Below are 19,030 nucleotides of genomic sequence, written 5' to 3' on the forward strand. Positions count from 1 at the left end.
TTGAATGTCACAAGCGTCCTGTAAACCTTTACAGGACGCTTGTGACATTTTAAAGCAGGGTGATATTAAAAACGATAACCCACGCCCACATTGAATGCATTCATGCTGCGTTTGTCGTAGCCATCGTTGACGCGTGAGCTTTCATAGCCGACATCGACCGACCAATTGGGAGCGGGATTGTATTGCACGCCTGCGCCATACATCACGTTGGTGTCTTTGTTGTCGATATTGTAAATTCTGCCTGTGCGGTTTTGTTTTTGAGTGCCTTTGGTGTCCGCTTTGGCGACACCAACCACGCCATAGACGTTGACATTGGGATTGATGCGATAGCTAGGTCCCACGCCTGCTGAGTAATAGTCTATATCCACATCGTTTTCATACAACTGGTTACTCGATGTGATGTTGTTTCTTTGTTTGCCACCCATGTAAGTGAGATTGGTCATCACGCCCCAAGGTTGTTGGTCAAATTGGTAATTGTATTTGGCAGTTACACCGTTTAATTTGTCTGCGCCTGAAATCTTACCGTGACTGTAACCGATGGAAACAGTGGTATTGGGATTGCCTTGGGCATCTTGTGCTTGTGCATTCATCGCAATCAAGCCTAAGCCGCTGGTCAATAAAAGAGTGGGTATGAAGCGCATAGAAAACTCCTATTCTGTGTCAAAGCCACTGTGTCAGGGTTCAATTGAGCCTTGCAACAGTGTTTTTTGACAATAAACTTGGGTTGGTTTGGGAGCAAGATAACTTGGGTTAAGCTAAGTCAAAACCCATGTGTTTATGTGTTTTTGGTGTGAGTTTGTTTTAATTCATTTGAAAAGTGATTTTCAAATTGAAATTGTGCAAAAGAGTGTGAAAATGGTGTGGATGAAAAAAGCGTCCTGTAAACATTTACAGGACGCTTGTAAGGATTCAAATACTGAAAAATTATGCGCCTAGTTTGGAGTCCATTGCCGTTTCAAATTCTTGTAAGCATTTTTCAGCGGTAGCAAGCATCAAATCGATTTCTTCTTTGGTAATGGTCAAAGGAGGCGATGCAACGATGTGGTCGCCACAAGCGCGCATGATCAAATTGTTGCTGAAGAAAATATCGCGCAACATCGTGCCGGTTTCGCCTTCGTTCGGGAACATTTCACGAGTGGCTTTGTTTTTGACTAAAGTGAAGCCTTGAATCAAGCCTACGCCACGCACATCGTCCACGTATTTGAATTGTGACAACATTTCACGCCATTTGGCTTGCATGTAAGGACCTGTTTTGTCGTGGACGTTTTTGATGATGCCTTCATCATCTAAAATTTCCACGTTTTTCAAAGCCACCGCCGCTGCCACAGGATGACCTGCGTAAGTAAAACCGTGGTTGAAATCGCCGCCTTTTAAGATGCCTTCAACGACTTTGTCACCGACAAACACCGCACCGATAGGCAAGTAGCCTGAAGACAAGCCTTTGGCAGTGGTGAAAATATCAGGTTGGAAACCAAATGTTTCGTGACCAAACCATTCGCCTGTACGACCAAAACCACAAATCACTTCATCGGCGACCAACAAAATATCGTATTTTTGACAGATTTCTTGGATGCGTGGCCAGTATGTTGATGGTGGAATAATCACGCCACCTGCACCTTGAATCGGCTCGCCCACAAATGCGGCGACATTGTCCGCACCGATTTCCAAGATTTTTTCTTCTAACCAATTGGCTGCACGAATACCGAATTGCTCAGCCGTTTCGCCTTCTTCATGCAAGCCATAAAACCAAGGTTGTTCGATGTGTACAATGCCTTCAATTGGGAAGCCACCTTGTTTGTGCATGCCTTTCATGCCGCCCATGCTCACGCCACCGATGGTTGAACCGTGATAGCCATTCCAACGACCGATTAAGGTTTTTTTCGATGGTTTGCCCACTGAATCCCAATAATGGCGCACCATGCGTATCATTGAATCCACCGATTCAGAACCTGAACCTGTGTAAAACACATGGTTAAAGCCTGCAGGCGCGATGCTGGCCAATTTGGCAGATAAATTAATCACCGCAGGGTGTGAGGTTTTGAAGAATGTGTTGTAATACGCCAATTCATTCATTTGGTCACGGGCAATGTCTGCCAATTCTTTGCGACCGTAACCGATGTTCACACACCACAAACCTGCCATACCATCGATGATTTTATTGCCTGCATCGTCGTAGATATAAATGCCATCGGCTTTGGTGATGACGCGCACACCTTTTTCTTTCAATTGTTGGTTGTCAGAAAATGGATGTAAATGGTTGGCAGTTGCATTCAAAGTGGTATTGGTCATGTTAATTTCCTTATCAATATTCATTTTATGACTGGTTGTAGCGAAAATTCTTATTGTTGATTTTTTATACATATAGCAATAAGAATTTTCGCTCCCATGGGCTAATCACGCGGAAATATTCGGCAATTTCAGATTCTTTGATACCGATATACATTTCTACAAAACGTTTGCCTAAAATTTCTTGGATTTCAGTACAGGCACGCAAGCGGTCAATTGACTCTTCAGGCGTCACTGGAAACTGAAATGGCAATTCATAGGCATTGCTTGAGTTGGGTGCCGAAGGTTGCAGTTTTTGCTGGATGCCCAACAAACCACACGCCAAAGAGCATGCCAAAACCAAATAAGGGTTGCAATCGACACCGGGTAAACGGTTTTCCACACGTCGGCCTTGTGGGCTTGAGCGCGGTACACGCAAACCAACCGTACGATTGTCATAACCCCATTCCACATTGGTGGGTGCTGCTGTGTATTTGGTCAAGCGACGGAATGAGTTCACGTAAGGCGCAAAAAACGGCATCGCTTCAGGCAAGTATTTTTGTAAACCGGCAATGAAATAGAAGAAAATTTCCGAAGGCGAACCATCTTCATTGGAAAACGCATTTTTGCCGGTTTTATTGCACGTCAAACTTTGGTGAATGTGCATGGCGCTGCCAGGCTCACCTTCCATTGGTTTGGCCATGAAGGTTGCGTACATTTTGTGGTTAAAAGCCGCTTCGCGTACGGTGCGTTTGAACAAAAATACTTGGTCAGCCAAATCCAAAGCATCGCCATGTAAGAAGTTGATTTCCATTTGCGCCGCACCGACTTCGTGAATCAACGTATCCACTTCCAAGTTTTGGGCATGACAATAGTCATAAATCTCTTCAAACAACGGATCGAATTCATTCACCGCATCAATGGCGTAAGAGCGACGACCAAACTCTGAGCGGCCTGTACGACCTACTGGTGGAATCAAAGGAATGTCTGGGTCAGGATTGGGAGACACCAAATAAAATTCCATTTCAGGTGCTACCACAGGGGTATAACCCAACTCTTCATACAGTTTCAATACACGGCGCAAAACGGTACGTGGTGCGGTTTCCACTGGAATGCCATCAGAAGAGAAACAGTCGAATACCAATTGAGCGGTGGGATCGGTTGCCCAAGGTACGATGCGCAAGCTGTCAACATCAGGGCGCAATTCCATATCAGGGTCGGTCATGTCCATGATGCCTACATCAGGAAATTCCCCCGTTACCGTTTGCAACAATACCGCTTCAGGCAAACGCATTTCAGGCTCTGAAATGAATTTGTCTTTGGGTAAAATTTTGCCACGGGCAACACCTGAAATATCAGGAACGATGCATTCTACTTCGGTGATTCTGTGTTCTTTGAGCCAGTCAAATATTTGGTCATACATACAAAAGTCCTTGGTTTACATTAGCTGTGATTCCTTTGAATCAAGGCCTGTTTACAGGCTTGGGGTGGAAAACTCATTTGGTGCTGGCATATTGCTCACAAGCTTCGGCAAATGCTTTGAATAAAGCGACAGAAGCGGCTTTTTCAGTGTATTTCCATTCAGGATGCCATTGCACTGCATACGCAAAAGTTTTGGCATCTGTCACACGAAAGGCTTCAATTAAGCCATCAGGGGCATGTGCTTCAGCAGTCAAACGAGGGGATAAATCTTGGATGCCTTGCTGATGCAAGGAATTGACGGTTGTGACATGGATGCCATTCATCCATTGTTGTAGATGGCTGCCAGGCACCAATTGAACATCGTGGGCATCGGCATAAAGAACTTCATGGTCTAGGCTATCGGGCTCTCTGTGGTCCATGAAACCTGCCACTTCTTGTACTTTTTGATACAAGGTGCCGCCTAAAGCCACATTCATTTCTTGAAAACCACGACACACGCCAAACAAAGGCATGCCGATGTCTAAAACATGTTCAATCAATGGCAAAGTGGTTTGATCACGTTTGGCATCGAGTAAGGTATTGGCATCATCCAAGTCGCTGCCGTACAAATGTGGTTGGACATTGGACAATGAGCCTGTTAGGAAGATGCCGTCTAGTTGCGGCAACAAACGTTTTAAGATTTCTAAGTCGCCCCAAGCAGGCAGCAACACCACATCGCCGACAGCGCCTTGTACAGCAGCAATGTATTTTTCACCAGCGGCATGAAAATCCGCTCTACCAACAAATTTGACATCACAAGGGATGCCGATGACAGGTCTACGCATAATGCGCTCCTAAGATTGTTTTTCCGCACCGTATGTCCATTCACCAACACTAAATAAACGGTTCACTGGACACCCGACGCGGCATATTGTGTATGAACCTGCCTTTACTATCACACGGCATTTGAGGCTTGGCAAGGGGGGAATTGAAAATATTTTTTGTGAGTCAAAGCGGTGCAATGCAACAATTTGCTGTTTTGGTATGGTCATCAAATGGTTGGGTTGGCTGGATTGTTTATGTGGAATGTTGTTGGGTATGATTTGAGCCTATTTTGAGTTTTTTGAATGATTTCGTCTTTGGTTAAGATAGCCATTATTTTTTTAATTAAAATTCAATTTTAATGAAAGGTGTTTTTTAAGCTTTGATTTGAAAAGAGATTGTTTGTATTTTAAAGATTGCTTGTTTGGGTGAAATAAGTGATTGTTTTTTGAGTATGGCTGGTATTTATAGAGGCAATTTGTATTGTTATCTGGTTTACAGGACGCTTGTGTCTGAGAATCAGGTATTTTTTGTTTAAGATGTTAATATTGTATTTTGCCATGATTGCTTCTAGTCAAAAGATGGCAAGCTGTGGTTTCATGTTGTTTGGCAGAATTCAGTGAGCAAAAGCTTAACTTGGCTAAGACGATTTTAACGACTCAGTTGACTTGAAAAAGGGATTTGGATGAAAAAACGTTACAAAGCTTTGGTGGGAACTGGTGTGGTGTTGGCAGGGACGTTAGCAGCTTGGGACAGTTGGGTGACATGGCGCCACCGAAAGGATATTTACGATGATGTGGAGGATGTGCCTTACCACCGTTATGGTTTGGTCTTGGGTACGGCGCCCGTTTTGGCCAATGGTGCGGTGAATCATTATTATAAATACCGAATTGAAGCGGCGGCGCTGTTATACCAACAAGGTAAAATTGATGTGGTGGTGGTGTCGGGTACGGACAATGGTGAAGATTATAGCGAGCCTGAAGCCATGCGTTATGATTTGCAGACGATGGGCGTGCCTGCGATGTGTATTGTGATGGACAAAGGCGGCGAGCGGACTTTGAACAGTGTGTTGTATGCCCAAAGCCAAGGTTTGATGGACGATTGGTTGATTATTTCACAAGCGTTTCACAACCAGCGTTCGATGATATTGGCGCACCATTTGAATGTGCGGGCGCATGCTTATAATGCGCGTGATGTGGAAAGCGGCCTGAAAGTGCAAGTGCGTGAGCGTTTTGCCCGTATGCGTTTGGGTTGGGAATTGTTAACAGGTCGCATTCATGCGCCTGTGAGTGCATCATTAACGACAACAAAGACTGATGATGTTCAAACAAATGGTGTTGAAAAATCGAATGAGGATGCTCCCAAAGAAGCATGCTTAAATCATGATACTCAAAACGATGTGGAACAGCTGGATGAACAAAAAGAGACAGAGGCCGCTTTGTCTTAGCCGCAATATGGATGATGGTAGAAAAACAGATGATGGAAGACTTTAAAAAATTATTAGAAACTTTGGGAAAACAGTCCAAAGTTGAGCAAGTGCAAGAGCAGCAGCAAAAATTGGCAATCTTAAAGGCAGAAAAAGAAGCCGAAGTATTTGACTTTGACAAAGCCATGGCGGGTGTGACGCGCTTGAAAGATCCTAATCGTGCACCACGCTATGTGGACAAAACGCCGACGCGTGTGCGCAGCGAGCGCATGGATTTGGCAGAAAAAGACCATTATTTCTATGTCAGTCAAGAAGCCGATGAGACGCCACCAAAGCAGTTTTCTAAGGGCGGTCAAGGTCGCAAAGACATTGAAAAATTGTTGTCAGGTAAATTGCGGGTGATTTCGACTTTGGATTTGCATGGTTATTCTTTGGAAGAAGCGCAAGAAGTATTGAATGAATTTATTGATTATGTGCGTCAATATGGTACTTGCGGTGAAATCATTCATGGCAGTGGTTTGGGCTCTCGTGGTTTTGCGCCTGTACTGAAAAATATGGTGAGACGTTGGTTGATGCAACATCCTGAGGTTTTGGCGTATACAGAGCCTCATGTGAATAATGATGGTGCGGTTTTAATCTTGTTAAAAAGAGTCTGGAGGGATGAGACTGAATGAAGATAAAACAGCGGTTTTGAACAAAAACGAATAATCTGCATGAATGAATCAGGCAGATTATTTTTTTTGATGAATAAATATGAATCTGGATTCAATTTTATTTAAATGTTAATAATATCCATGTGTTTCATTTTGTTCATTTTCTTTTTCATTCAATAGTGAAAATCTTATAAATTGACAAATATAAGCAAGTTTTTTTTAGATTGAACTGCTTACTTAGCAATTGCTTGAGTGGGAAATTGCTGCTAGGATAATTCTGAAAATACAGTATGTTGCGGTGCATCAAAAGTTTTTTGACGCCATATAAAAGCTTAAGTTCTTTGAATTTAAACTGAAAAATATATTCCGTATTCATGGCATACTCATTTGTAACAAATCGAACGAAAACGAACTGTTTTATTTTCAATATAGAATATCACTAGCTGGTTTTTGAAAAATGTTGTTTTTTGAATATTTTGAGTGCTGAAGGATAAAATATGACTGAGCAATTCAAAGATGTAGATCCAATTGAAACCCAAGAGTGGTTGGATTCTTTAGCATCGGTTTTAAAACATGAAGGTCCTGAGCGTGCACATTACATTTTGCAGCGCTTGGTACGTGAAGTACGTCGTACTGGCGTACATTTGCCTTTTAGCGCTACAACGGCTTATTTGAATACCATCCCTACAGGCAAAGAAGTGAAGTCGCCAGGCAATCACGAATTAGAACACCGCTTGCGTTCTATCATTCGTTGGAATGCGGCAGCAGTGGTGTTGCGTGCGGGTAAAAAAGATTTGGAATTGGGCGGTCACATCGCTTCTTATCAATCGGCAGCGACTTTGTACGATGTGGGTTTTAACCACTTTTGGAAAGCTTCTAATGAAAACGAAGACGGTGACTTGGTTTTCATTCAAGGTCACTTGGCACCAGGCGTGTATGCACGTGCTTTCTTAGAAGGTCGTTTGAGCGAAGAGCAACTAGACAGCTTCCGTCAAGAAGTGGATGGCAATGGCTTGTCGTCTTATCCACATCCTTGGTTGATGCCTGATTTCTGGCAATTCCCAACCGTATCTATGGGTTTAGGTCCATTGATGGGCATTTACCAAGCGCGTTTCTTGAAATACTTAGAATCTCGTGGTTTGGCACGCACCAAAGGTCGTAAAGTTTGGGTGTTCTGTGGCGACGGCGAAATGGACGAGCCTGAAAGCATGGGTGCCATTGCTTTGGCCGCACGCGAAGGTTTGGACAACTTGATTTTTGTGGTCAATTGTAACTTGCAACGCTTGGATGGTCCTGTGCGTGGTAACGGCAAAATCATTCAAGAATTAGAAGGTGATTTCCGCGGTTCAGGTTGGAATGTATTGAAAGTGATTTGGGGCGGTCGTTGGGATCCATTGCTCGCTCAAGACAAAGACAATTTCTTGAAGCAACGCATGGCAGATTGTTTGGATGGTGATTACCAAACTTTCAAATCCAAAGATGGTGCATATGTGCGTGAGAAATTCTTCGGCGCCTACCCAGAACTCAAAGCCATGGTTGCCAATTGGTCAGATGAAGAAATTTGGGCGTTGAACCGTGGTGGTCATGATCCTCATAAAGTGTATGCGGCATACCACGAAGCGACCACCAATGCTAATGGTCGCCCGACTGTGATTTTGGCGAAAACCATCAAAGGCTATGGCATGGGTGCATCTGGCGAAGGTCAGAACATTGCGCATCAAGCCAAAAAAATGGATGTGGAATCACTGAAAAAATTCCGCGACCGTTTCAGCATTCCTGTGAGCGATGCGCAATTGGAAGCAGGTGAAGTGCCTTACTTCAAACCAGCTGACGACAGTCCTGAAATCCAATACTTGCATGAGCGTCGTCAGGCTTTGAATGGTTATTTGCCTAGCCGTCAAGCGAACAAAACGCCATTGGTAGTACCATCGTTGGATGCTTTTGATGCACAGTTGAAAGCTTCAGGTGACCGTGAATTCTCTACCACCATGGCCATTGTTCGTATCATGGGTACTTTGCTCAAAGACAAGCAAATTGGCAAACGTGTGGTGCCGATTGTGCCAGACGAAAGCCGTACTTTTGGTATGGAAGGCATGTTCCGTCAATACGGTATTTGGAACCCTAAAGGTCAAAAATACACGCCACAAGATGCTGATCAATTGATGTTCTACAAAGAATCTGAATCAGGTCAAATGTTGCAAGAAGGCATTAACGAGCCTGGTGCGATGAGCTCTTGGATTGCGGCGGCAACGAGTTACGCCAACAGCAATTACGCGATGATTCCATTCTACATTTATTACTCTATGTTTGGTTTCCAACGTGTGGGTGATTTGGCTTGGGCGGCGGGCGATTTGCGTGCCAAAGGTTTCTTGTTGGGTGCAACCGCAGGTCGCACGACTTTGAACGGTGAGGGTTTGCAACACGAAGATGGTCACAGTCAAATTCAGGCCGACTTGATTCCAAATTGCATCTCTTACGATCCAACCTATGCTTACGAATTGGCAGTGATTGTTCAGGACGGTTTGCGTCGCATGTATGACGAACATGAGGATGTGTTCTACTACTTGACTGTGATGAACGAAAACTACAAACACCCAGCGTTGCCAGAAGGTGAAAAAGTCAAAGCCGATTTGCTCAAAGGCATGTATTTGTTGCAAGCTGCTGAAGGCACGGGACACCATAAAGTACAGTTGATGGGTTCAGGCGTGATTTTGGAAGAAGTGATTCGCGGTGCAGAATTGTTGAAACAAGATTTCAATATTGATGCGGATATTTGGAGCGTGACGTCATTTAACTTGGTGAATCGTGATTTGCAAGAAGTGTTGCGTTATAACCGTTTACACCCAACAGGCGAGCAAAAAGTGCCATTCATCACCACGCAATTAGAAGGTCATGAAGGTCCTGTGGTGGCGGCAACCGATTACATTCGTTCGTTTGCAGACCGTGTTCGTGCTGGTATTGATGCTGACTTCACTGTGTTGGGCACGGATGGCTTCGGTCGCTCGGATTCTCGCGCTAACTTGCGCCGCTTCTTTGAAGTAGACCGTTACCATGTGGTGGTGGCCGCTTTGAATGGCTTGGCCAATGAAGGCAAGATTGGCAAAGAACAAGTGGCTTTGGCTATCGACAAATACGGTATTGATGCCGAAGCGATCCCTAGCTGGTTGCGTTAATCAATGGCTTGCGTCCTGTAAACATTTACAGGACGCCTCTTTAGTGAGCTAAGCGTTAAAGGAATATCTCGATGGGTCAAATCGTAGAAATCAAAGTGCCAGACATTGGCGGACATGAAAATGTGGATGTGATTGATGTGTCAGTCAAAGTAGGCGACACCGTGGCAGTGGATGAAACCTTGATCACGTTGGAAACGGACAAAGCAACGATGGACGTTCCCACTGATGTGGCTGGTGTGGTCAAAGACATCAAAGTGGCTGTGGGTAACAAAATCTCTGAAGGCAGCGTGATTGTGTTGATTGAAAGTGGCGAAGCCGTTGCTGAGCCTTCACCACCTGCTGCAGCCCCAACCCAAGCTCCCGTGGCTGAAGCAGCCGCAGCAGTTTCAACTTCGGCTGCTGCTGAAGTGAGCATTGAAGTGCCTGATATTGGCGGACATGAAAATGTGGACGTGATTGATGTGCCTGTGAAAGTGGGTGATACGGTTGCGTTGGATGAAACCTTGATCACTTTGGAAACCGACAAAGCGACCATGGATGTGCCATCTACAGTAGCGGGTACCATCACAGCGGTGAATGTCAAAGTGGGTGACAAAGTCAGCCAAGGCAAAGCCATTATTGTGATTGCGACATCATCTCAAACAGCAGCACCTGTTGCGCCTGTGGTTTCGGCACCTGTGGCGGTGGCAACACCTGTTGCTGCGCCCGCACCAACGGTGACACCTGCTAACAACCCACCTGTGGCCGCTTCAAGCACGATTTTGCAATCGACAGCAGCCGTGGATGAAGCAGGTTTCTCTAAAGCCCATGCAGGCCCTTCTAGTCGCAAATTTGCGCGTGAATTGGGCGTGGATTTGGGTCGTGTTAAGGGTTCTGGTGCCAAGGGTCGCATTACCAAGGAAGACATCAAATCATTTGTCAAAGGTTTTATGGCGACAGGCAGCGTGCCTGCGGCCACAGCGGGAGCGTCTTTGGGCGGTGGTTTGGATTTGTTGCCATGGCCTAAAATTGATTTTTCTAAGTTCGGTGAGGTCGAAGTTCAGCCTTTGAGCCGTATTAAGAAAATTTCAGGTCAAAATTTGTCGCGCAACTGGGTGATGATTCCACACGTGACCGTGAATGAAGACGCGGACATGACCGAATTGGAAGAGTTCCGCAAAACCATCAACAAAGAATGGGAACGCGAAGGCGTGAAAGTGTCGCCTTTGGCCTTCATCATCAAAGCCTCTGTGGTGGCCTTGAAACAATTCCCTGAGTTCAACTCGTCTTTGGATGGTGACAATTTGGTGTTGAAAAAATACTTCAACATTGGTTTCGCTGCCGACACGCCTAACGGTTTGGTCGTGCCTGTCATCAAAGATGCGGACAAAAAAGGCTTGAAAGAAATTTCACAAGAATTGGCTGAATTGTCGAAAAAAGCGCGTGAAGGCAAACTCAAACCGCAAGAAATGCAGGGTGCTTGCTTTACCATTTCTTCATTGGGCGGCATTGGTGGCACAGGCTTCACACCGATTGTGAACGCTCCTGAAGTGGCGATTTTGGGCGTGTGCAAATCACAAATGAAACCTGTTTGGAATGGCAAGGAGTTTGCACCACGTTTGATGTGCCCATTGTCATTGTCGTTTGATCACCGTGTGATTGATGGTGCGGCAGGCATGCGTTTCACTGTGTTCATCGCACAATTGTTGGCAGACTTCCGCCGTGTGATTTTGTAAGACTGATAAGCGTCCTGTAAAAGTTTACAGGACGCTTATCAGATGGTTTCGCTGAATGTTAATCGTGTTTCTTAAGTGAATGGGATTGGGCAGATGATGCAACTTGATTCAGATACGGTCATTAAAGTGGCTTTTAAGCGTTCTGAATATGGTTGCGTAGGCGTGGTGCTGTTGTTTTTAGCGATACCGACTTGCATTATTTTTTGCAGAACAGCATTGTTTGCATACATTGTTTTCAGCATGAGGAGCTCTATGGCAATTGGGGTGAGTGTCATCTTGATTGTCTGGGCTTTATTATTGTGGTTTTTTGTGTATGCCATGGGTAAAGTTTGTGCAGATACAGCGACGGCGATTCATATCGATAAGCATGGTATTTGGATAGAAAGGTTTTACAAACGCAACTCTCATTTATTCAAATGGGAAGACATCGTTGCTATTCAACACACATCTTCATCGGTGGAAATACGTTATTGTAAGGGTTATCGCTATTGGTATCAGACGCAGACTTATGATTATGAGTACTGGCAGCGTCAGAACTATTATCAGCCCAATCGAAATGATGTTTTCCAACATAAGTTGCCCAAAAAAATGGTCGGCTATAACGAGTATGAGTGGTTGAATTTATTACAATACCATTTTAATTTGTATGCTCCTGACAAGGCAATCTGATAGAGCGGAGCGGATGTCATAACACTGCTTTACATGAGGTTTGCGGATGACTTTAGACACCAACGAAGCCACTGTGATTGAATTTTCATGGACGCATTACTTTTGTCTTTGTTGGGCGGTTGTGATTCTCATCGCATTTTCAGCGATTCCCGCCTACATGACTGCTTTTCATGTTGGGACGGTGTGGATGGCTTTGATCCATGGCAGTTGGGCAGTGTTATTGGCGTTGTTTTTTTTGGTGTTTTGGTCGGTATTGTTGTTTGGTTGTTTTTACTGCTTTTATATAGGAATATTGGCAGCACCTCGATATGTGTTTTTGAACACTGAAGGCATTTGTGTACAGACGCTTTACAGACCGCTTTCTTACCATCTTGCATGGGAAAATGTCGCAGCCATTCAGGTAGAAGTTTATGCTTCGGTAACTTTGCATTTTTATACAGGTAGCAAGTATCTTTATGTCAAAGAACAATATCCAATAGGTGAAAAACAACGTGATGTGTATCGAAAATACAAGCAAACCAGTTCGCAAATGTTGGTAAACCGAGTGAAAGATTACAGCAAACCGCAATTTGAACAATTATTGATGACTTATTACCGGCGCAGGAATCAACAACCAAACAGTATTTTGGTGCCGAAAAATTGAATACAAATGAATAGAGGTAATTATGGCTCTCATTGAATTAAAAGTCCCTGACATTGGTGGTAGCGAAAATGTTGATATCATTGACGTGAATGTGAAAGTGGGCGACAGCGTGGCTGTGGATGACACTTTAATCACTTTGGAAACCGACAAAGCCACCATGGATGTGCCTGCTGAACAAGCGGGCGTGGTCAAAGAAATCAAAGTGGCTGTGGGCGACAAGATTTCTGAAGGCGGTGTGATTGTGGTGATTGAGGTTGCTGCTGCAGCCGAATCCACATCTGCGGTGACAGCTGCTCAAACCGAAGCTGCACCGAAAACCGAAGCTGCGCCTATACCAGCGGCAGCGAATTTTTCAGGTGCCGCTGAAGCTGAGTACGATGTGGTGGTGTTGGGCGGTGGTCCTGGTGGCTATTCAGCCGCTTTTGCCGCTGCCGACCAAGGTTTGAAAACGGCGATCATTGAGCGTTATGCGACTTTGGGCGGTGTGTGTTTGAATGTCGGTTGCATTCCATCGAAAGCTTTGTTGCACAATGCTGCGGTGATGGATGAAGTCAAGCATTTGGCCGCCAACGGCATCAAGTTTGCTGAGCCTGAAATTGACATCGACATGTTGCGTGGTTACAAAGAAAAAGTCATAGGCAAACTGACAACAGGTTTGGCTGGCATGGCCAAAGCGCGCAAAGTGGACGTGATTCGTGGCAATGCGCAGTTCATTTCTGCCAACCATTTTGAAGTGACCGAAACCACAGGCACAGGCAAGGACGAAACCGCGAACAAAAAAGTGGTGGCCTTTAAAAACGCTATCATTGCCGCAGGCAGCCGCGTGACCCAATTGCCGTTCATTCCGCAAGACCCTCGCATTGTGGATTCAACGGGTGCGTTGGAATTGAAAGCCGTGCCTGAAAAAATGCTGATTATCGGTGGTGGCATCATCGGTTTGGAAATGGGCACTGTTTACAGCACATTGGGCGCACGCTTGGATGTGGTGGAAATGATGGATGGCTTGATGCAAGGCGCGGACCGTGATTTGGTCAAAGTGTGGCAAAAAATGAACGAATACCGCTTTGACAACATCATGTTGAATACCAAAACGGTGGGCGTTGAGGCTAAAGAGGACGGCATTTACGTGACGTTTGAAGGTGCGAAAGCTCCAACCGAGCCACAACGTTATGATTTGGTGTTGGTGGCAGCGGGCCGACAACCTAATGGTTTGTTAATTGGCGCGGACAAAGCAGGCGTGGCGGTAACCGAGCGCGGCTTTATCAATGTTGACAAAACCCAACGCACCAATGTGCCGCACATTTACGCCATTGGTGACATTGTCGGTCAACCGATGTTGGCGCACAAAGCGGTGCACGAAGGCCATGTGGCAGCGGAAAATTGTGCCGGTCACAAAGCGTTTTTTGATGCGCGTGTGATTCCAGGTGTGGCTTACACCGATCCTGAAGTGGCTTGGGTAGGTGTGACCGAAGAAATCGCCAAACGCGATGGTATCAAAATCACCAAATCGGTGTTTCCGTGGGCAGCTTCAGGCCGTGCCATTGCCAATGGCCGCGACGAAGGCTTTACCAAGTTGATTTTTGATGCTGAAACTGGCTTGATCATCGGCGGTGGCATTGTTGGCACGCACGCAGGTGACATGATAGGCGAAATTTGCTTGGCCATTGAAATGGGTTGTGATGCCGAAGACATCGGCAAAACCATTCATCCGCATCCAACTTTGGGTGAGTCTATTGGTATGGCAGCAGAAGTGGCATTGGGCGTTTGTACCGATTTGCCGCCGATGCGTAAAAAATAATTTGATTGAAAGAAAGCTTGCTTGGTTTTACAGCCTGATTGCTTCGGTAACAGGCTGTTTTTTTGTGCAGGTCATGTATATGCTAAAAGCGTCCTGTAAAGGTTTACAGGACGCTTTGGATTATGGTTAAGCATCAAAGGTGACGATTTATGTCAAAGCTTTACAGAACGCCTATGGTGGCATCATTAAGCATGACCATTATGGTTTGATAATCACAAATTCATCCATCGGCATGCGCACTTTTTCAAGTTTTGACCACCAATCGTTTTCCACGTCTTGCACGCCCAACGCCAGCAAAGTCACCGATTTCAAACCCAATTTAGACAAATGCAACACTTGGTCCATGCCTTCTTTGTCAAAGCCTTCCATCGGTGTGGCAGCCACACCCAACAGCGCTGCCGCAGCAATGGCCACGCCCATGCCGATGTGGGCTTGTTTGGCTGAGTGATGGTATTGCTGCTCTTGGGTAAAACCGCCAAACAAATCCTTCAAGCCTTGAATTGTCTCGGTGGTTACAGACGCATCTTGTTTGCGAATGGTGCGTGCTTCGGCATCACGTTGATCAATGCGTGCATCGTCCATCGCATCCCACGACACAAACACCAACAAATGCGAACATTCGGTAATTTGTGGCTGGTTAAAAGCCACTGGTGCCAATGCTTGTTTTAAGGTTTGATCGCTCACGCACACGATGTGAAACGGTTGTAAGCCTGCCGAAGTTGGTGCTAGGCGAGCGGCTTCTAAAATAGTGTTAACCACGTTTTGGTCTAATTTTTCACCTGTCATGCGTTTGACGGCAGAGCGGTGTTGTAAAGCGTCAATCAATTGCATTTGAGTCCTTTGAACATGTAAACATGATGTGGTTGGCAATCACAATAGATACAAATTTGACCAAATAGTTTTGGTAGTGAGTCAACTGTATGGATTTGTAAGGATTTTTTTCAGGCTTTAGATTTTTTTCAAATGCAGGTATGTGTTGAGAAACAGAGGATTGATTTTGTCCACAATTCATGCACAGAATCTGTGTATAAGTGTGTTGATAAGATGGTTTAGTTTAGGTATATCAATGATTTGGTGTTTTGATTAAAAAATAATCAACTGAATTTTTAATTTGACTCCCCATGTTTTATTAATATGTATTTTTAATACGATTGCATCGTATTTTGATGGCTTATGATTGACTTATTTTTTAAATAAATTAACATATTCTGTTGTAAATCTTATTTTAAACATATTTAATTGAAATTAAATTTCATTATTTTTATAAATTTTGAAATTTAAATACATTTAATGTATTATTTAGAGTGAGAAATCGTTGACTATTTTTTTAAAAGCACAATATGACCCAATTAAAAGTTGACCAATACGATGACGTGCATGGCAACCGTTATCTCAATCGTGAAGATTACCGTACTTTGTCTTTGTCCTCTTTAGGCGGTGCCTTAGAGTTTTATGATTTTGTGATTTATGTGTTTTACGCCAAAATCATTTCGGAGTTGTTTTTTCCATCCACGCTGAGTCCATTTTGGGCGATGCTCAATACTTATGGTATTTTCGCCGCAGGTTATTTTTTCAGGCCGCTTGGTGGTGTGGTGATGGCGCATTTTGGTGATTTGGTTGGGCGCAAGCGTTTGTTCGCCTTGTCTATTTTCTTAATGGCGGTACCGACTTTGATGATTGGTATTTTGCCGACGTTTGAAACTATCGGTTATGCTGCGCCGCTATTGTTGTTATTGATGCGGGTGATGCAAGGTATTGCCATTGGTGGTGAAGTGCCTGCTGCGTGGACGTTTGTGTCTGAACATGTGCCGCCACGCCATGTGGGTTTTGCCAATGGTACGCTGACTGCGGGTTTGTCGTTTGGCATTTTATTGGGTGCGTTGATGTCTTTGGCCATTGCCAAAAATTTTACCGAAGCCCAAATTCACGATTGGGCATGGCGCATTCCGTTCATCATTGGTGGTTTGTTGGGTTTTTTAACCATGTATTTGCGTTCTTATTTGAAAGAAACGCCTGTGTTCAAAGCCATGCAAGAGCGCAAACAGTTGTACCAAGGTTTGCCTGTTAAAGAGATTTTGCAAAATTACAAAGTCTCAGTGGTCTTGGGCATGTTGTTCACATGGTTTTTGACCGCTTGTGTGGTGGTGATTTTGTTGTCTATGCCGCAATTGTTAACCAGTACATTTGGCTACCAGCGTGCTGATGCGTTTGTATTGCAAAGCACAGGCATTGTGATGCAAGTGGTCGGTTGTGTGCTGTTCGGTTGGTTGGCAGATCGTATTGGTGGTGGCAAGAGCATGTTGATAGGAGGCGTGGCCACGGGCATTGCCGCTTATGTGTATTACACCCATTTGGGGGTTTGGAGTGAGAGCAGCATTTTCATCGCTTATGCCGTCTTAGGCTTGGTGGCAGGCTCTGTCGGCGTTGTACCTTTGTTGATGGTGCGTATGTTTGCCGCGCCTGTGCGTTTTACAGGTATTTCTTTCACTTATAACGTCGCTTATGCCATTGTCGGTGGCTTGACTTTGCCTATTGTGCAATGGTTGAGTCAATATTCGCCGATTGGGGCATTGTATTATGTGTTGTTCTTATCGGTAGTGGTGTCTGTGGCAGCGGCAGTGTTTTATTGCCGATTTGAAAAAAATACCGCATGAATTTCATTGTCCTTTTATGATCAATTGATTGAAGCGTGACAAGCGTCCTGTAAAACATTTACAGGACGCTTTTTTGATGTGTTTCAAATATGAAGTTTTAATGAAAGATGGTAAATTGATTTGATAGACATGAAATAAATAATCTAATATGGTTAAAAGACTGATGACAGGGTATAAATAAACTCATTTATATTGAATCAAATGAAATTGAATTGAATTTTTTGGGTGTTATCAAGTCGCTCGGTGTCAAGACAGGTTTTAAGGGGGATGGGAAATGGGCAGTTATTCTTTTTTGCAAATGTTCACAGTGGTATTTGGCTTGTCCATTGCCACGACTTTATTCAATAAGCGGGTATTGGGTTTGCCTGCTGCCATTGGTGTGCCGATTGTATCGGCAGTAGCGGTGTTTTTGTTGCAATGGGCAGTCAGTTTATTTGGTCACAATGATTTTGTGCACATCAATATTAAAGAAATTGAAAATGCGGTAAGAGGCATTGATTTTTATGATTTTTTAATCAATGGCGTGATTTGTTTTATTTTGACTTCATCGGCATTGAAATTCAAAATTTCTGATTTGAAGACATATTTCAAACCGATTGCCATCTTGGCCAGCATTGCGTTGGCTTTGTGTGCCGTATTTTTTGGCTTGGCTTTGTATGGTTATCAAATCGCGACAGGGCACAAAGTTGGTTTGTTGGTTTTGTTGTTGTTGGGCGCGGCCTTGGGTGCTACCGATCCTATTGGTATCAAAGGCGTGTTAAGTTCGGTCAAAGCTCCTCACCATTTGATGGTGAAGCTAGAAGGCGAATCTTTGTTCAATGATGCGGTGTGTATCGCTTTGTTCATGACGATTTTGGCTGTTATTAAAGGTGGCGAGTTCACTGTGGTGGGCGCTTTGGGTGTTTTGGCATATGAAATTGTGGTTGCTGTCATCATTGGCTTGGCTTTTGGTTGGTTTGTTTTGCGTTTGCTCAAAGGCAAACATGAGATGGAATCTTTGATTTTGTCGACAGCGTTTTTGGCTTCAGGTTCGTATTTGGTGGCTTTGTATGCCCATGCTTCAGGTCCGATTGCCTGTGTGATTGCTGGTTTGGTGGTGGGTAATCGTTGGCAAGAAATTTTGTCTGAACAAGAAGTGTCTGAAGTGAACCATTTTTGGCATACGGTAGAAGGCATTATTAATTCATTTTTGTTCACTTTGATTGGCATGGAGTTGTTCATCATTGATTTTCATGTTGATTTGCTCATTGGTGGCGTGGTGGCTTTTGTGATTTTGCATCTGGCTCGATTTGCCGCCAATTTCTTGGCATTTGTCCCATTTCGCAGTATTAGACGCCAAAGTTACAATGGCAGCTTGACGATTTTATCTTGGGGTGGGGTGCGTGGCGGCATTTCGTTAGCGTTGATTTTGGCGGTGGCGAATATGCCACCATTGAGCAAATACAGTGATATTTTAATCGGCTACACATTCGTGTGCGTGTTGTTGTCAGGCTTGGTTTGTGGTTTGGGTTTGCCGGGCGTGATGAATGCGTTTTATTACAATCCAGATGAACCCAAAACAGGTTTTTCAGGTTGGTATCAAAGATGGTGTCACAAAGTGTTTAATCGCAAAGGCATGATGTATTGGGTGACGGAAGATGCTCAAGGCAAAGAGCAAATTGTGGTGCACAATCCTGAATGTTTGGTGGTGGCTGATGCCAAAGAAACCAGTCAGGCTTCTGAAATGGGTCTGGATAAATTGAATGAAGAAAAATTGGCCGCAGAAGTGAAACGTTTGGAAGACCCGAAAAACTTTTAATCATTAAATGTAA

General features: G+C 44.4%; 14 protein-coding genes. 9 read left to right on the forward strand and 5 right to left on the reverse strand.

Going from position 1 to position 19,030, the window contains the following annotated elements:
- Positions 1-65: 65 nt before the first annotated feature.
- The 4 genes from H150_RS0103195 to H150_RS0103210 all read right to left on the reverse strand — a co-directional run bounded on the left by H150_RS0103195 (position 66) and on the right by H150_RS0103210 (position 4,511).
- Positions 66-641, reverse strand: a complete 576-nt coding sequence (locus tag H150_RS0103195) for an Ail/Lom family outer membrane beta-barrel protein (protein WP_019957605.1) — start codon at positions 639-641, stop codon at positions 66-68.
- 283 nt (positions 642-924) lie between these two features.
- Positions 925-2,289: an aspartate aminotransferase family protein gene (locus tag H150_RS0103200; RefSeq protein WP_019957606.1), complete on the reverse strand. Its 1,365-nt coding sequence runs from the start codon at positions 2,287-2,289 to the stop codon at positions 925-927.
- A 64-nt stretch (positions 2,290-2,353) separates the two neighbouring features.
- Positions 2,354-3,688, reverse strand: coding sequence for a glutamine synthetase family protein (locus H150_RS0103205; RefSeq protein WP_019957607.1), 1,335 nt, complete (start codon positions 3,686-3,688; stop codon positions 2,354-2,356).
- A 73-nt stretch (positions 3,689-3,761) separates the two neighbouring features.
- A complete protein-coding gene (locus H150_RS0103210) occupies positions 3,762-4,511 on the reverse strand; it encodes a gamma-glutamyl-gamma-aminobutyrate hydrolase family protein (protein WP_019957608.1) in 750 nt (249 codons plus the stop codon).
- A gap of 662 nt (positions 4,512-5,173) precedes the next feature.
- Between H150_RS0103210 and H150_RS13620 the strand changes: the two genes are divergently transcribed.
- From H150_RS13620 to lpdA, 7 genes are all read left to right on the forward strand, one after another.
- On the forward strand, positions 5,174-5,935 hold the full coding sequence (locus H150_RS13620) for a SanA/YdcF family protein (RefSeq protein ID WP_019957610.1): 762 nt from the start codon (positions 5,174-5,176) through the stop codon (positions 5,933-5,935).
- 11 nt (positions 5,936-5,946) lie between these two features.
- Complete coding sequence (locus H150_RS0103225; protein WP_019957611.1) at positions 5,947-6,588, forward strand: Smr/MutS family protein; 642 nt, start codon at positions 5,947-5,949, stop codon at positions 6,586-6,588.
- Positions 6,589-7,064: 476 nt separating this feature from the next.
- Positions 7,065-9,740 (forward strand): pyruvate dehydrogenase (acetyl-transferring), homodimeric type, encoded by a 2,676-nt coding sequence (gene aceE / locus H150_RS0103235; protein WP_019957613.1) that lies wholly within the window; start codon positions 7,065-7,067, stop codon positions 9,738-9,740.
- Between the two features lie 71 nt (positions 9,741-9,811).
- Positions 9,812-11,455: a dihydrolipoyllysine-residue acetyltransferase gene (aceF, locus tag H150_RS0103240; protein WP_019957614.1), complete on the forward strand. Its 1,644-nt coding sequence runs from the start codon at positions 9,812-9,814 to the stop codon at positions 11,453-11,455.
- A gap of 93 nt (positions 11,456-11,548) precedes the next feature.
- Positions 11,549-12,124, forward strand: coding sequence for a hypothetical protein (locus H150_RS0103245; RefSeq protein WP_019957615.1), 576 nt, complete (start codon positions 11,549-11,551; stop codon positions 12,122-12,124).
- Between the two features lie 46 nt (positions 12,125-12,170).
- Positions 12,171-12,767: a hypothetical protein gene (locus H150_RS0103250; RefSeq protein ID WP_019957616.1), complete on the forward strand. Its 597-nt coding sequence runs from the start codon at positions 12,171-12,173 to the stop codon at positions 12,765-12,767.
- A 22-nt stretch (positions 12,768-12,789) separates the two neighbouring features.
- Complete coding sequence (gene lpdA / locus H150_RS0103255; RefSeq protein WP_019957617.1) at positions 12,790-14,565, forward strand: dihydrolipoyl dehydrogenase; 1,776 nt, start codon at positions 12,790-12,792, stop codon at positions 14,563-14,565.
- 198 nt (positions 14,566-14,763) lie between these two features.
- Here the strand turns inward: lpdA and H150_RS0103260 are convergent, their stop codons facing one another.
- A complete protein-coding gene (locus tag H150_RS0103260; RefSeq protein WP_019957618.1) occupies positions 14,764-15,396 on the reverse strand; it encodes a nitroreductase family protein in 633 nt (210 codons plus the stop codon).
- A 509-nt stretch (positions 15,397-15,905) separates the two neighbouring features.
- Between H150_RS0103260 and H150_RS0103265 the strand changes: the two genes are divergently transcribed.
- Positions 15,906-17,219, forward strand: coding sequence for an MFS transporter (locus tag H150_RS0103265; RefSeq protein ID WP_019957619.1), 1,314 nt, complete (start codon positions 15,906-15,908; stop codon positions 17,217-17,219).
- A gap of 274 nt (positions 17,220-17,493) precedes the next feature.
- On the forward strand, positions 17,494-19,017 hold the full coding sequence (locus H150_RS0103275) for a cation:proton antiporter (protein WP_019957621.1): 1,524 nt from the start codon (positions 17,494-17,496) through the stop codon (positions 19,015-19,017).
- Positions 19,018-19,030: the final 13 nt, after the last annotated feature.

Source organism: Vitreoscilla stercoraria DSM 513, assembly GCF_000382305.1.
GTDB classification, from domain to species: Bacteria; Pseudomonadota; Gammaproteobacteria; order Burkholderiales; family Neisseriaceae; genus Vitreoscilla; species Vitreoscilla stercoraria.